17 protein-coding genes and 1 tRNA gene are annotated in these 12,622 nt (G+C 72.6%); 3 read left to right on the plus strand and 15 right to left on the minus strand.

Features of this window, described 5'->3' with window-relative positions; translation table 11 throughout:
- Positions 1 to 240, minus strand: a 240-nt coding sequence (locus IG64_RS32120) for a MarR family transcriptional regulator (RefSeq protein WP_037855550.1), incomplete at its 3' end; no start/stop codon positions are given.
- Positions 241 to 524: 284 nt separating this feature from the next.
- On the opposite strand from IG64_RS32120, the gene IG64_RS32125 reads away from it, so the two are divergent.
- Positions 525 to 722, plus strand: coding sequence for a hypothetical protein (locus IG64_RS32125; RefSeq protein ID WP_037862704.1), 198 nt, complete (start codon positions 525 to 527; stop codon positions 720 to 722).
- A gap of 167 nt (positions 723 to 889) precedes the next feature.
- Here IG64_RS32125 and IG64_RS32130 read toward each other — a convergent pair whose 3' ends face one another.
- The 8 genes from IG64_RS32130 to IG64_RS32165 form a co-directional block, all read right to left on the minus strand.
- Positions 890 to 1,798 (minus strand): RNA polymerase sigma factor SigF, encoded by a 909-nt coding sequence (locus IG64_RS32130; RefSeq protein WP_037862705.1) that lies wholly within the window; start codon positions 1,796 to 1,798, stop codon positions 890 to 892.
- Between the two features lie 246 nt (positions 1,799 to 2,044).
- Positions 2,045 to 2,968: an RNA polymerase sigma factor SigF gene (locus IG64_RS32135; RefSeq protein WP_037862787.1), complete on the minus strand. Its 924-nt coding sequence runs from the start codon at positions 2,966 to 2,968 to the stop codon at positions 2,045 to 2,047.
- 195 nt (positions 2,969 to 3,163) lie between these two features.
- Positions 3,164 to 3,457 (minus strand): Dabb family protein, encoded by a 294-nt coding sequence (locus tag IG64_RS32140; protein ID WP_037862706.1) that lies wholly within the window; start codon positions 3,455 to 3,457, stop codon positions 3,164 to 3,166.
- Positions 3,457 to 3,729, minus strand: coding sequence for a hypothetical protein (locus IG64_RS41730; RefSeq protein WP_199811694.1), 273 nt, complete (start codon positions 3,727 to 3,729; stop codon positions 3,457 to 3,459). The genes IG64_RS32140 and IG64_RS41730 overlap by 1 nt, the downstream gene beginning before the upstream one ends.
- 47 nt (positions 3,730 to 3,776) lie before the next feature.
- Positions 3,777 to 3,861, minus strand: a tRNA-Ser gene (locus tag IG64_RS32150).
- 89 nt (positions 3,862 to 3,950) lie between these two features.
- Entirely contained in the window at positions 3,951 to 4,382 is a 432-nt protein-coding gene (gene tadA / locus IG64_RS32155; RefSeq protein WP_037862708.1) for a tRNA adenosine(34) deaminase TadA, read from the minus strand.
- 137 nt (positions 4,383 to 4,519) lie between these two features.
- Positions 4,520 to 5,062, minus strand: a complete 543-nt coding sequence (locus IG64_RS32160) for a hypothetical protein (protein ID WP_037862710.1) — start codon at positions 5,060 to 5,062, stop codon at positions 4,520 to 4,522.
- 349 nt (positions 5,063 to 5,411) lie between these two features.
- The gene (locus IG64_RS32165) at positions 5,412 to 5,789 is read right to left on the minus strand and encodes a hypothetical protein (protein ID WP_037862713.1); all 378 of its coding nucleotides are present in this window, start codon (positions 5,787 to 5,789) and stop codon (positions 5,412 to 5,414) included.
- Positions 5,790 to 5,938: 149 nt separating this feature from the next.
- Between IG64_RS32165 and upp the strand changes: the two genes are divergently transcribed.
- The gene (gene upp, locus IG64_RS32170) at positions 5,939 to 6,574 is read left to right on the plus strand and encodes a uracil phosphoribosyltransferase (RefSeq protein WP_037862716.1); all 636 of its coding nucleotides are present in this window, start codon (positions 5,939 to 5,941) and stop codon (positions 6,572 to 6,574) included.
- A gap of 39 nt (positions 6,575 to 6,613) precedes the next feature.
- Here the strand turns inward: upp and IG64_RS32175 are convergent, their stop codons facing one another.
- Together IG64_RS32175 and IG64_RS32180 are read right to left on the minus strand one after the other, a co-directional pair.
- A complete protein-coding gene (locus IG64_RS32175) occupies positions 6,614 to 7,243 on the minus strand; it encodes a LytR C-terminal domain-containing protein (RefSeq protein ID WP_037862791.1) in 630 nt (209 codons plus the stop codon).
- A gap of 328 nt (positions 7,244 to 7,571) precedes the next feature.
- Positions 7,572 to 7,868, minus strand: a complete 297-nt coding sequence (locus IG64_RS32180) for a type II toxin-antitoxin system VapB family antitoxin (RefSeq protein WP_003986294.1) — start codon at positions 7,866 to 7,868, stop codon at positions 7,572 to 7,574.
- 115 nt (positions 7,869 to 7,983) lie between these two features.
- Between IG64_RS32180 and IG64_RS32185 the strand changes: the two genes are divergently transcribed.
- On the plus strand, positions 7,984 to 9,624 hold the full coding sequence (locus IG64_RS32185) for a helicase HerA-like domain-containing protein (RefSeq protein ID WP_037862718.1): 1,641 nt from the start codon (positions 7,984 to 7,986) through the stop codon (positions 9,622 to 9,624).
- Positions 9,625 to 9,673: 49 nt separating this feature from the next.
- Here the strand turns inward: IG64_RS32185 and IG64_RS32190 are convergent, their stop codons facing one another.
- The 4 genes from IG64_RS32190 to IG64_RS32205 all read right to left on the minus strand — a co-directional run bounded on the left by IG64_RS32190 (position 9,674) and on the right by IG64_RS32205 (position 12,275).
- Positions 9,674 to 9,898 carry a hypothetical protein gene (locus tag IG64_RS32190; protein WP_037862720.1) on the minus strand — a complete coding sequence of 75 codons (225 nt, stop codon included), beginning with the start codon at positions 9,896 to 9,898 and terminating at the stop codon, positions 9,674 to 9,676.
- Between the two features lie 86 nt (positions 9,899 to 9,984).
- Positions 9,985 to 10,491, minus strand: a complete 507-nt coding sequence (locus IG64_RS41320; protein WP_037862722.1) for a hypothetical protein — start codon at positions 10,489 to 10,491, stop codon at positions 9,985 to 9,987.
- Between the two features lie 208 nt (positions 10,492 to 10,699).
- A complete protein-coding gene (locus IG64_RS32200; RefSeq protein ID WP_037862793.1) occupies positions 10,700 to 11,263 on the minus strand; it encodes an HdeD family acid-resistance protein in 564 nt (187 codons plus the stop codon).
- Positions 11,264 to 11,681: 418 nt separating this feature from the next.
- Positions 11,682 to 12,275, minus strand: a complete 594-nt coding sequence (locus IG64_RS32205) for an HhH-GPD-type base excision DNA repair protein (RefSeq protein ID WP_037862724.1) — start codon at positions 12,273 to 12,275, stop codon at positions 11,682 to 11,684.
- Positions 12,276 to 12,622: the final 347 nt, after the last annotated feature.

Below are 12,622 nucleotides of genomic sequence, written 5' to 3' on the forward strand. Positions count from 1 at the left end.
CCGGTCGATCCAGCCGCGGGCGGCGACGTGCGCGACGTGCCGGCTGGTCACCGACAGGTCCACGGCGAGCAGCTCGGCGAGCTTGCTCATGCGCATCTCGCCGTGGCGCCCCAGCAGGGTCAGCACGGCGGCGGAGCCGGCCGGGCAGTCGGACGGCAGGATCCGCCCCAGGTCCCGTTTCACGGCGCCGACGGCGCTGAGCTGACGCGCAAGCTCCTCGTACTGCGCCCGCTCGGCCATCGCACCTCCCGTAATCGTTGCTTGGGGCAACCATAGGTTCGGTTGGTTGCTGCAGGCAAACAAATCGGCGGCTCGCGACGCAAAAACTTGGCAAAGGCAAGTATTGCTAGTGTAAATATGCAGGTGGCGCGGGGTGCGGGGGCCGCCGGGGCGCACCCTTCCGTCCAGGGCGGGGCAAACCGGCCGCCCGGGCGGGTGCCGCCCCCTCGGCCGCGCCCGGCGCAACAGCAGGAACCGGGCCCCCACTTGGGCAGGGGCGGGCGCTTTCGCTAGGGTCTCGGGCCATGGCTAACACCCAGGGCCCCCAGGGCAACCACGACCCCGCCGGCAGCACCCAGATGTTCCGCGCGTTCGTCGACGAGGCCGCTCCCCAGGCGACGCAGCAGCAGGCGGCGCCCGCCGGTCCGCGGGTCGGCCTGATCGTCGGTGTCGTCGTCGCCGTGATCGTCGTCGCGGCCGTCGCCTGGCTCGCGTTCAAGTAGGAACAGAGCGGTCCGAGCGGACACGGAGCGGTCGGAGCGGTCCGAGCGGGACCGCGGCGGGGAGAAGGGCGCCGAGCGGCGCCGAGGACGCGGCTGGACAGCACGACGGCCGCCGAAGCGCCGTGCGGGCGCCTCGGCGGCCGTCGGCGCGCCGGGGGTGCTCGGACTCAGTCGGAGATGAGTCCGTCGCGGAGCTGGGCCAGGGTCCGCGTCAGCAGCCGGGAGACGTGCATCTGCGAGATGCCGACCTCCTCGCCGATCTGCGACTGCGTCATGTTGGCGAAGAAGCGCAGCATGATGATCCGGCGCTCGCGGGGCGGCAGCTTGGCGAGCAGCGGCTTGAGCGACTCGCGGTACTCCACGCCCTCCAGTGCCGTGTCCTCGTAGCCGAGGCGGTCGGCGAGCGATCCCTCGCCGCCGTCGTCCTCGGGGGCCGGGGAGTCGAGCGAGGAGGCCGTGTACGCGTTGCCCACGGCGAGGCCGTCGACGACGTCCTCCTCCGACACCCCGAGCACCGCGGCGAGTTCACCGACGGTCGGCGACCGGTCCAGCCGCTGCGACAGCTCGTCGCTGGCCTTCGTCAGCGCCAGCCGCAGCTCCTGCAGCCGCCGGGGCACCCGCACCGACCACGAGGTGTCCCGGAAGAAGCGCTTGATCTCGCCGACCACCGTCGGCATCGCGAAGGTCGGGAACTCCACGCCGCGTTCGCAGTCGAAGCGGTCGATCGCCTTGATCAGGCCGATGGTGCCGACCTGGACGATGTCCTCCATCGGCTCGTTGCGCGAGCGGAAGCGGGCGGCGGCGTAGCGCACCAGCGGGAGGTTCAGTTCGATCAGGGTGTCCCGGACGTAGGCACGCTCGGGGCTGTTCTCGTCGAGCGCGGCGAGCCGCAGGAACAGGGAGCGGGACAGGGTGCGGGTGTCGATGGCTTCCGAGGCCTCGGACGCCGGGGCCGGAGCCGGGACGGCCGGAAGGGCCGCCACGTCGTCGAGGGCGTCGATCGGCTCGAGCGCCGGGGAAGGCGCCTCGCTCTTGGTGAGCATCAGCACCTCGGAGCTGCCCTGTTCTGCGGACATGCCACCCCCTCTGGGTCGCGGGACGGTCGTGGCCGCGTTCTCTGACGAGGAGAACTCAGCCTTCACCTGAATACCGGAGCCGAAGCCCCGGCAAACGCGCTTCCCGCAGAATGTCACATGTCGGCAACACGCTGTAGTGACATGTCGACATCGGATACGTGAATCAGCCCTGGCGGAAAGGGGTCTGACGGTCTTTCGGGCCGAAGCGGCCGGGATCGGCCCTGGTGAGCGATTCGCTCGTGACGGTTACGCCTCGATCCTGTTTGCGGATCGCAGCCGCTGGAAGCTACGCGCGAGTAGCCGCGAGACGTGCATCTGGGAGACGCCGAGTTCCGCACTGATCTGCGACTGGGTGAGATTGCTGTAGTAGCGCAGCAGCAGGATTCTCTGTTCGCGTTCGGGGAGCTGGACCAGGAGATGGCGGACCAGGTCGCGGTGCTCGACGCCGTCGAGCGCCGGGTCCTCGTAGCCGAGCCGGTCGAGCAGCCCGGGCAGCCCGTCGCCCTCCTGGGCGGCCTCCAGGGAGGTCGCGTGGTACGACCGTCCGGCCTCGATGCAGGACAGCACCTCGTCCTCGCCGATGCGCAGCCGCTCGGCGATCTCGGCGGTCGAGGGGGAGCGCCCGAAGGCGGTCGTCAGGTCCTCCGTCGCGCTGTTGACCTGCACCCACAGCTCGTGCAGCCGGCGCGGGACGTGGACGGTGCGGACGTTGTCGCGGAAGTACCGCTTGATCTCCCCGACGACCGTGGGCATGGCGAAGGTGGGGAACTGCACGCCCCGGTCGGGGTCGAAGCGGTCGATGGCGTTGATGAGTCCGATGGTGCCGACCTGGACGACGTCCTCCATCGGCTCGTTGCGGGAGCGGAAGCGGGCGGCGGCGTAGCGCACCAGCGGGAGGTTCGCCTCGATGAGCGCCCCGCGCACGCGGGCGTACTCGGGGCTGCCCGGCTCCAGCTCCTTCAGCTGGGTGAAGAGCACCTGCGTGAGGGCCCGGGTGTCGGCGCCGCGCCGCTTCTCGGGGGCGGCGGCGGGAGCCGGCGCGGAGTCCGGGCTCTGGGGCTGGGGGCGGCTCTGCGCCTGGCTCTGCGGCGGGGTCGGGGCCTGGGTCTGGTCCGGGGTCTGAACGGGAGCGTCCTCCTGGGGTGGCGCAGTACTGGCCGACACGGTCAACGCCACCTCTTCGTCGATCAACTCATCCGTCAAAAGCGGTCATAGCATCACAAGACAGGCGCTAAGTGTTCAAGCACCGCATATGCACGTGTTGAGGGATCAATAAGCGCTCAAGGTGCTTCGAGACGCGACAGAGCCCCGCACCGTTCCGGTACGGGGCCGGGCATGCGGCCATACGGCCGTACGGCCGTATGACTAGAACTCGTAGTCCGCGATCACCCAGGTGGCGAACTCCCGCCACAGGGCCACGCCCGCCTGGTGGGCCGGGTGCTCCAGGTACCGCTTCAGGGCGTCCGCGTCCTCGACCGCCGAGTTGATCGCGAAGTCGTGGGCGACGGGCCGGTCGCTGATGTTCCAGCCGCACTCCCAGAAGCGCAGGTCATCGATCTGGCCGCCCAGGGCCCTGAACGCCCGGACGCCCTCCACGACGCGCGGGTCGTCGCGCTCCACGCCCTCGTTGAGCTTGAAGAGGACCAGGTGGCGGATCATCACTTTCCTCCGTTCGCGGCCCACGTCATGAAGTCGCCGATGGCCTTGGCAGCGTTGGATATGCCCTCGAAGCCTATCTGGACGTAGTCGGCGGCCTTGGCCGGGTCGGTGATGATCACGTACAGCACGAAGACCACGAGCACGTAGACGACGATCTTCTTGGCGTTCACCGCCATCGCGGTCTCCCCCTGTCGCTGGTTGCCCCTGGCGCCGGCTCCCCCGTCGTCGAGCGCTGCGAGCCGAGCGCGGTCGATCGCTGTAGATGATCGCATGATGATCGCACGAAGGGCCCCGTCCGGTGGACGGAGCCCTTCACAAGCGGTAGCGGAGGGATTTGAACCCTCGGTGACTTGCGCCACACTCGCTTTCGAGGCGAGCTCCTTCGGCCGCTCGGACACGCTACCGAGAGAGACCCTACAACACCGGGGGCCGAGGTCCGAAATCCGTTTCCCGGCCCGTCCCGCGGTGGGGGAGGAAGACGGACCGGCGGGGGTCAGCGGGCGCGGAAGAAGGCGGTGAGGGCCGCGGCGCAGTCCTCGGCGAGCACGCCCTCGATCACCTCGGGCCGGTGGTTGAGCCGCCGGTCGCGTACGACGTCCCACAGCGAGCCCGCGGCGCCCGCCTTCTCGTCACGGGCGCCGTAGACAATCCGGTCAACGCGGGAGAGGACGGCGGCCCCCGCGCACATCGTGCACGGCTCCAGCGTCACCACCAGGGTGCAGCCGGACAGCCGCCACTGCCCCACCCGCTCGGCGGCCCGCCGGACGGCGAGGACCTCCGCGTGCGCGGTCGGATCACCCGTCGCCTCCCGCTCGTTGTGCGCGGCGCCGAGCACGGTCCTGCCGTCGTCCGACAGCACGATGGCGCCGACCGGCACGTCCCCGCCCCGGACCGCCAGTTCGGCCTGTTCCAGGGCGAGCCGCATCGCGTCCCGCCAGCGGTCGCGGACGGGGTCGCCGGCACCCCCGTCCCCTCCCGGCCCGACGGCGCCGGGGCAGCCCGGCGCGCCCGCCGGGCGGTGCGGCTCGGCCGGGCGGGTCGTGTCGTCGGTCGGGGGCGGGGTCAGCGGACGGTCTCCAGCACCTCCGCGGCGCCCAGGACCTCGGCGATCGCGCTCAGCGCGTCGTCCGCGTCCAGGGCGCGCAGCTCCTTCTCGCTGATGCCCAGGTCGTCGAGGATCTCGCCGTCGCCCAGCGGGCTGTGCGTGATGGCCTCGGCGGCACCGGACTCCTCCTCCTCGTCGTCGTCCACGGCGGAGGAGGGCTCGCCGTCCTCCGTGCCGTCGAGGTCGAGGGCGTCGAGATCGGTGGCGTCGTCACCGGGCTCACGGCCGAGCAGTTCGTCGGTGAGCAGGATCTCCCCGTACGAGCTGCGGGCCGCCGCGGCGGCGTCCGAGACGTAGATGCGAGGGTCGTCCTCGCCGTCCACGCGGACGACGCCGAACCACGCGTCCTCCTGTTCGATGAGGACGAGCACGGTGTCGTCCTCGGCCGAGGCCTCCCGGGCCAGGTCGGCCAGGTCGGACAGCGTCTCCACATCGTCGAGCTCCGTGTCGCTCGCTTCCCACCCGTCTTCGGTGCGCGCGAGCAGTGCGGCGAAGTACACCGTGACTCTCCCACTGGTCATAGGCGTGCCGGTTGGGGGTCCCCCCGGCGGAGGTTCTGGGCGGGAAGAGCTGGGCTCCGAGCCCCACCCACTCGGAATCGTGGCAGAAACAAGGCGCTCAGGGGACGTCTTCGGCTCCCTGTGTCCGGCAGTTTTGCGGCTCGTCGGTAAAGGACTCACCAGCGCACTCGTTGCCGCCACCTGCGGATCGTACGCGGCTTTGGCCCACGGCCACGCAGGCCCGCATCGGAACGTCGGCGCGCCTTTCCTTTCTTCCCCTCTTCCCCGGTGTGTTCCGCCGCCCTGCCGGCGCCGTCCGGTCCGGCCCGGGGCCGCCGGTCCGCGCCTCCTACCAGCGGAACGTGCGCATGCGCATCGCGTGCCGCAGCCGGGCGGCCTTGGCCCGCCGGGGCTGGACGCGGTCGCGCAGTTCACGGGCCTCGGCGAGATCGCGCAGGAACTGGGCCCGGCGCCGGCGGCGCTCCCCGTCCGGGTCCTGGTCCGAGCCGGTGCCCGCGCCGGGGCCGGTGCGCGGGCCCGTGTCCCGGCGGTCGCCGGCGCGCCGGGGGTCCCCCGGTTCCCGGTCGCTCCCGCCCGCCGCGTCCGCCGTGACCCTCGCGGGCGTCGTGGCCCTCGCGGCCCCCGCGGCAGCCGTGGTCTCCGTCTCGTCCGTCCTGCCGGGCCGCTCGCCCGGTGACGGATGCTTGCGGGATCGCCGGTCAGGCATCGGTCCACCACCCCAGTCCGTCCCTCCCACCTTCCCCCGGACGGCGGGTTTGATGCCACGGCGGCGCGGGACCGGGCGGGTGCGGCGGCCGCCGGCGCGAGGACGGTGCGGGCGGGCGGGTGCCTTCGCCGCCCGGTTACTGTTGGCACATGCGTCTCCACGTCGTCGACCACCCCTTGGTCGCCCACAAGCTCACCACGCTGCGCGACCGGCGCACCGACTCCGCGACCTTCCGCCGGCTCGCCGACGAGCTGGTCACCCTGCTCGCCTACGAGGCGACGCGGGACGTGCGGACCGAGCAGGTCGACATCTCCACGCCGGTCGCGCAGACCACCGGCGTCAAGCTCTCCCACCCGCGCCCGCTGGTGGTGCCGATCCTGCGCGCCGGACTCGGCATGCTGGACGGCATGGTGCGGCTGCTGCCGACCGCCGAGGTGGGCTTCCTGGGCATGATCCGCAACGAGGAGACACTGCAGGCCTCGACGTACGCCACGCGCATGCCGGAGGACCTCTCCGGCCGTCAGGTGTACGTCCTCGACCCGATGCTCGCCACCGGGGGCACGCTGGTCGCGGCGATCCAGGAGCTGATCAAGCGCGGCGCCGACGACGTGACGGCGGTGGTGCTGCTGGCCGCCCCCGAGGGCGTCGCGGTCATGGAACGCGACCTCGCGGGCACGCCGGTGACGGTCGTGACCGCGTCGGTCGACGAACACCTGAACGAGCAGGGCTACATCATCCCGGGCCTGGGCGACGCGGGCGACCGGATGTACGGGGCGGCCGAGTAACCGGCGGCCGGGGTGCGGGCGGGCAGCCGCCCGCCCGCCTCAGCACCCCTTCTGCGGGGTGCCGGCCGCCGTCTGCGGGGCGGACAGGGCGGCCAGTGCCTTCTCGGCCGCCGGCCGCGACGCGAGCTGCTTGAACCCGTCGCCGATGATCAGGTCGACGTCGGTGCCCTTGCGGGTGTCGGTACGGCTCCCGGCCCCCGGGAGCTGGGTGGCGAGCACGGGCAGCGAGGTGTCGCGGGCCGACGCGGGACCCAGGAGCAGCCCGGCTCCCTTGACCTTCTTGTCGAACTCCTTGGTCGCGTTGCCCACGTGACCGATGCGGAAGCCGCGCTTCTTCAGCTCGTCCGCGGTCTGCTTGGCCAGCCCGCCGCGCGCCGTGGCGTTGAGGACGTTGACCGTGATCGCGCCCGGCTTGGGCGGCGTCCGGGCGGAGGCCGCCGGGGAGGGACCGGACCGGGCCGCCGCACCGGTCGCGCAGTGCGTCCTGGTGCCGGCCGCCGAGGCCTTGGTGTCGCTCCCGGTGAAGACGTCGATGAGCTGCAGCGTGCCCCACCCGGTCACCCCCAGGACGACGACGGAGGCGGCGGCCACGAACACGAGCCTGCCGTGCCGCCGGGGCCGGCGCATCCGCGGGTACTTGTTCCCCGTGATCCGGTACTTCCCGCCCATGCCGGGGGGAGTCAGCATGCTCATGGGCGCAGCGTAGTGCGCCGGGGCGGCGATTCCTACTAGATGATCATTGGATATCGCCCAGTAGAACCCGAAAGGTCCAAGCCGTTACAGGTCCGAACCGTTACCCGTCGGACCGCGACCGGGGGCCGGATCCGCCCGCCTGCGGGTTCTTCGTGGCGCATCCGTGGGGGCCGGACCGGCCTGGCCGCGTGGCTCTGCCCGGTCCGGCGGGAAGCCCGGACCGGCCCGCGCGGGCGTACGGCTCGGCGCGCACGGCCTGTCCGCGCACGGCTGCCGAGCCCGAGCCCGGGGCCGGGGACCCGGCTCAGCCCAGCTCGAGCACGCGCGCGTGCAGCACCTGACGCTGCTGCAGCGCCGCCCGCACCGCGCGGTGCAGGCCGTCCTCCAGGTAGAGGTCGCCCTGCCACTTCACGACGTGCGCGAAGAGGTCGCCGTAGAAGGTCGAGTCCTCCGCCAGCAGGGTTTCCAGGTCGAGCTGCTGTTTGGTCGTCACGAGCTGATCGAGGCGGACCGGGCGCGGCGCGACGTCCGCCCACTGCCGGGTGCTCTCCCGGCCGTGGTCGGGGTACGGCCGGCCGTTTCCGATGCGCTTGAAGATCACACGGAAAGCCTACCGGCCCAGAGCTTCCGGGCGCAGCCTCGGCAGCGCAGTGCCACGCTGGAAATGCCGCGGCAAACCGGGCGAATCGGGAACAGGGGCTGAACAGGGGCTTGAGATGAGCGACAGCGAGACCGCGCCGGGGACAGCGGGGAACGACCCGGCGCTCCCGCCCGGCGCCCGGCAGATCGCCTCCGGCTACGCCTTCACCGGTCCCGTCCTCGAACTGGGAGCCCTCGTCCAGGACGGCCACTGTCTGCCCGGCGCGCGGATCCGCATCCCGCTGGCGATGCTCAACCGCCACGGACTGGTCGCCGGCGCCACGGGAACCGGCAAGACCAAGACGCTCCAACTCGTCGCCGAACAGCTCTCGGCACAGGGTGTGCCCGTCTTCCTCGCCGACATCAAGGGCGACCTGTCCGGGATCGCGGCGCCCGGCGTGGCGGACGACCGGATCAGGTCGCGGGCCGCCGAGGTGCGCCAGGAGTGGGCCCCGGTCTCTCTCCCCGCCGAGTTCTACGCGCTGGGCGGCATGGGACACGGTGTGCCGCTGCGCGCCACCGTCACCAGTTTCGGCCCGGTCCTGCTGTCCAAGGTCCTCGAACTCAACCGGACCCAGGAGCAGTCGCTCGGCCTGATCTTCCACTACGCCGACACCAAGGGCCTGGAGCTGATCGACCTCAAGGATCTCAGGGCGGTGGTCGCGTTCCTCGCCTCCGAGGAGGGGAAGCAGGAACTGAGGGGCATCGGCGGCCTGTCGACCGCCACCGCCGGGGTGATCCTGCGGTCCCTGACCGCTTTCGAGGCGCAGGGCATGGCGGACTTCTTCGGCGAGCCCGAGTTCGACACGAGCGAGTTCCTGCGCACGGCGGGCGACGGCCGCGGGGTCGTCTCCGTCCTCGAACTGCCCGCGGTGCAGGACCGGCCGCGGCTCTTCTCGACCTTTCTGATGTGGCTGCTGGCCGACCTCTTCCACGACCTGCCCGAGGTCGGTGACGCGGACAGGCCCAAACTGGTGTTCTTCTTCGACGAGGCGCACCTGCTCTTCGACGACGCCTCGAAGGCGTTCCTGGAGGCGATCACGCAGACCGTGCGCCTCATCCGCTCCAAGGGCGTCGGGGTCTTCTTCGTGACCCAGACCCCGAAGGACGTGCCCGCCGACGTCCTCGGCCAGCTCGGCAACCGCGTCCAGCACGCCCTGCGCGCCTTCACCCCGGACGACCAGAAGGCCCTGAAGGCGACGGTGAGGACCTTCCCGGACTCGGCCTACGACCTGGAGGAGGTCCTGACCGGGCTCGGCATCGGCGAGGCGGTTGTGACGGTGCTCGGCGAGAGCGGTGCGCCGACCCCCGTCGCGGTCACCCGGCTGCGGGCGCCCGAGTCCCTGATGGGCCCGGTCGACGGCCCCGGTCTGGACCGCGCGGTGCGGGCGTCCCCTCTCTACGAACGTTATGCACAGGCTGTGGACCGCGAATCTGCGTACGAGAAACTGACGGCGGCTCAGGCGGCTCAGGCGGCTCAGGCGGCTCAGGCGGCTCAGGCCGCCGGGGCCGGGCGGCGCTCCGCTGCCGGGGCTCGGGCCGGGGAAGGGGACCGGGGACAGGCAGGGGGCCGGGGCCGGGGCCCCGCGGAGGAACCGTCGGTCATCGAACAGGTGGTCAACAGCGGGGCGTTCAGGTCCCTGGCGCGTTCGGTGGGCACTCAGCTCGGCAGGGAGATCACCCGGTCCCTCTTCGGTACGGCCCGCCGGAGGCGGTGAGGCCGGGCGCCGACGCCTCGGCGCCCGGCCCGCGGGAGGTGCCGCGGGGTCAGTCGCCTTCCGGCTCGCCGCTGGCGGCGCGGGCCCGGCGGGAGGCGGCCTGCTCGGAGCAGGGCGGCTCCGAGCGGTGCGGCTCGGTGACGGGCTCCCGCGACGGCGACGGCGACGGGGAGAGCGGGGACGGGGGCGGGGACGGAGGCTCGGGCACAGGGGTACGGCGGGCGGCCTCCGCGCGCACGAGGGCGCGCAGGACCGCGTACGGGTCGCTGGGCATGGCTGCGCTTCACTTTCTCGACGGTCGGGTCCGGTCGGGCTGACTGCCTGCGGAGGGCGGCCCGGTGGGGCGGCCCTCCGGCCGGCTCAGCAGCGCAGGACCACGCAGCGCAGCGCGTTCAGGCGGTGGGGCGGGAGCGGCGGCGCGAGCCGGACGCGGCCGGAGCGGCAGCCGTCCGCCACCGCGGCCGAGACCGCCGCGGTGCCACCTGCCGTCGCGGTGAGCGGCGCGCGCCGCAGCGGCACGCCCGGGCGTCCGCCGCCGCGCACCGCCGACCGGGGTGCCGGGGCCGCACAGGGGATCTCCTCCTCGGCCGCGCCCCCTCCCTGACCGCCCGCACCGTTCCAGCCCCCGCTGCCACCAGGGCCCGGCCCGGGGTTCCGGCCCCCGCCGTCCTCCGGGCCCCCGCTTCCGCTCACGCCCCCGACGGTTGCGGGCCCTGGGCCCGCGGCGGGTGCCGTCCCGGCGGCCGGGCCCGGGTAGCCCGCCGTGTGTCCGCCCGGCCCGCCCAGGGCGAGCAGCGGCACCAGCACCAGCAGCACTCCCGGCAGCAGCCCCAGCAGCAGCGCCGCCACCGGCGACAGCACGGACACCGGTCCCCGAGCCGGCAGCCGCGTGCGCGGCCGGACACCCCGCCGCGCCGCACGTCGCGCGGGGCGGCGTACGGCGCGGTCCCCGGGGTGCCGGGCCGGCACGGTGCTCACGACGGTTGTCTCCCCGGCGGAGGTACGCCCCCCATCGCACCGGCCGGTGGAACCGCCCGCACGGGGTAGACGGCGGTCGCCGTGTTGACGCCGTCGTTCACACGGTGCGCGGGATGTGCCGGGCGTGGCCGCGGATGCGGAAGGCGGTGACGATCTCCATCACGCCGACCACGACCAGCCACCAGCCGCCGAGCAGGGTGAGGACGGCGACCGACGCCAGCGGCGAGTCGATCAGGACGATCCCGGCGATGAAGGTGAGGACGCCGAGGAAGATCTGCCAGCCGCGGGCCGGTGCCGTCCGGTCGTGGAGCGCGGCGAGCGTCTGCGTGATCCCGCGGATCAGCCAGCCGATGCCGATCCAGAGGGCCAGCAGCAGGATCGACTGCATGGCGCCGCGGAAGCAGAACAGGCCCAGCAGGATGGACAGGGCACCGCTGGCGAAGGCCAGCACGCGCAGCGCCGTCGACTTGTGTGTGCCGAAGGCGGAGACCAGCTGGAGCACTCCGCTGACCACCAGGTAGACGCCGAAGAGGATCCCGGCGGCCAGCAGGGAGGCGCTCGGCCACAGCAGGACGAGGACGCCCAGGACGAGGGCGGCCACGCCGGTGGCGAGGACCGCCTGCCAGGCGGCTCGGGAGAGGTGGTGCAGGGGCCCCTCCAGCGGTGGCTCGTAGCGGGAGCCTTCGGGACCGGCATCTTCGGAACGGGGTCCTTCGGTCCGGAGGCCTTCGGGACGCGGGCCTTCGGACCGGGGACCGGAGTACGGCGGGGCCGTGGTCCGACCCGCCTGTCCTCCTGGATCCCCGGGTCCTCCGGGACTCCCGGGTCCTCCCGGGACACCGGGCCCGCCGGGGCCTTCCGGTCCTCCGGGGCCTTCTGGCCCTCCAGGACCCGGAGCTCCCGTCCCGGATGCCTGCCGGGGATCGCGCGGGTCACGTTTGGCGTGGACGTGACGGTCGTCGTAGCCCGGCCCGCCGGGGCCGCTGCTCGGTGGCTCGGTCATGGTCCATGCTTGGACCGCGCGCGGTCCGGCCGCCACCGCTGTAGGCCATCCGGCTGACGGGGAGCGGCCCGCCGCCTCACTTCCCGGCGGACTTCGCCGCCTTGGCGGCGGCCTTCATCTCCTGCTTGTGCGCCCGCACCTTGGCCAGTGACTCGGGGCCGGTGATGTCGGCCACGGACCGGAAGGCCTTCTCCTCGCCGTACGGCCCGGCGGCCTCCCGCCAGCCATCGGGCCGGACACCCAGCTGCTTGCCCAGCAGCGCGAGGAAGATCTGCGCCTTCTGCCTGCCGAAGCCGGGCAGTTCCTCCAGCCGGCGCAGCAGTTCCGGACCGCCCTCCACGTCCCGCCACAGGGCCTCGGGGTCGCCGTCGTAGTGCTCGACGAGGTAGTGGCACAGCTGCTGGATGCGCTTGGCCATCGAGCCCGGGTAACGGTGCACGGCGGGTTTGTCCGACAGCAGCCGCGCGAAGGTCTCCGGGTCGAACGCCACGATCTCGTGCGCGTCCAGGTCGTCGGTCCCCATGCGGTGGGCGATCGTCGCCGGTCCCTTGAACGCCCACTCCATCGGGATCTGCTGGTCCAGCAGCATCCCGACCAGCGCGGCGAGCGGACTGCGGCCCAGGAGCGCGTCGGCGTCGGGGTCCTGGGCGAGGTGCAGGGTGACGTTCATGTCCCGATGATCGCCTGCCGGAGGACGGGCCGCACGGTCTGCGGCGCAGGTGAGTCCCGGGGTGCTGTGAGTGATGCGCCGGGACGGAAACGGTCAGGAACCAGTCGTGTCGCGCGGCCGGACCGTACCCGTCGGGAACCAGTCGTAACGGGCGGCGCACGGAGACGAGCTTCATGTTGGGCCACCCGAGGACTTCTGTTCCTCTTCCGTAACCTCGCATATTCCACGGCGTTATTCCGGTGTCGCGCCGCCGCGCCCAGGGAGAAAAAAATAATGTGGAATGTAACCCTTTGGATGCTGGTCGTGTGTGCTTCCGCCTGCACCGCGGGGTCCATTCTCGTACCACC

Origin of the sequence: Streptomyces sp. NRRL S-340 (assembly GCF_000720185.1) — a bacterium.
Classification (GTDB): domain Bacteria; phylum Actinomycetota; class Actinomycetes; order Streptomycetales; family Streptomycetaceae; genus Streptomyces.

What these genes read in the sequence shown, in the direction of transcription:
- IG64_RS32185 (WP_037862718.1), top strand. Translation starts at nt 7,984, where the DNA reads ATGAGCGACAGCGAGACCGCGCCGGGGACAGCGGGGAACGACCCGGCG.
- IG64_RS32130 (WP_037862705.1), bottom strand. Translation starts at nt 1,798, where the DNA reads ATGTCCGCAGAACAGGGCAGCTCCGAGGTGCTGATGCTCACCAAGAGC.
- upp (WP_037862716.1), top strand. Translation starts at nt 5,939, where the DNA reads ATGCGTCTCCACGTCGTCGACCACCCCTTGGTCGCCCACAAGCTCACC.
- IG64_RS32125 (WP_037862704.1), top strand. Translation starts at nt 525, where the DNA reads ATGGCTAACACCCAGGGCCCCCAGGGCAACCACGACCCCGCCGGCAGC.
- tadA (WP_037862708.1), bottom strand. Translation starts at nt 4,382, where the DNA reads ATGCGGCTCGCCCTGGAACAGGCCGAACTGGCGGTCCGGGGCGGGGAC.
- IG64_RS32205 (WP_037862724.1), bottom strand. Translation starts at nt 12,275, where the DNA reads ATGAACGTCACCCTGCACCTCGCCCAGGACCCCGACGCCGACGCGCTC.
- IG64_RS41730 (WP_199811694.1), bottom strand. Translation starts at nt 3,729, where the DNA reads ATGCGATCATCTACAGCGATCGACCGCGCTCGGCTCGCAGCGCTCGAC.
- IG64_RS32140 (WP_037862706.1), bottom strand. Translation starts at nt 3,457, where the DNA reads ATGATCCGCCACCTGGTCCTCTTCAAGCTCAACGAGGGCGTGGAGCGC.
- IG64_RS32165 (WP_037862713.1), bottom strand. Translation starts at nt 5,789, where the DNA reads ATGCCTGACCGGCGATCCCGCAAGCATCCGTCACCGGGCGAGCGGCCC.
- IG64_RS32190 (WP_037862720.1), bottom strand. Translation starts at nt 9,898, where the DNA reads ATGCCCAGCGACCCGTACGCGGTCCTGCGCGCCCTCGTGCGCGCGGAG.
- IG64_RS32175 (WP_037862791.1), bottom strand. Translation starts at nt 7,243, where the DNA reads ATGGGCGGGAAGTACCGGATCACGGGGAACAAGTACCCGCGGATGCGC.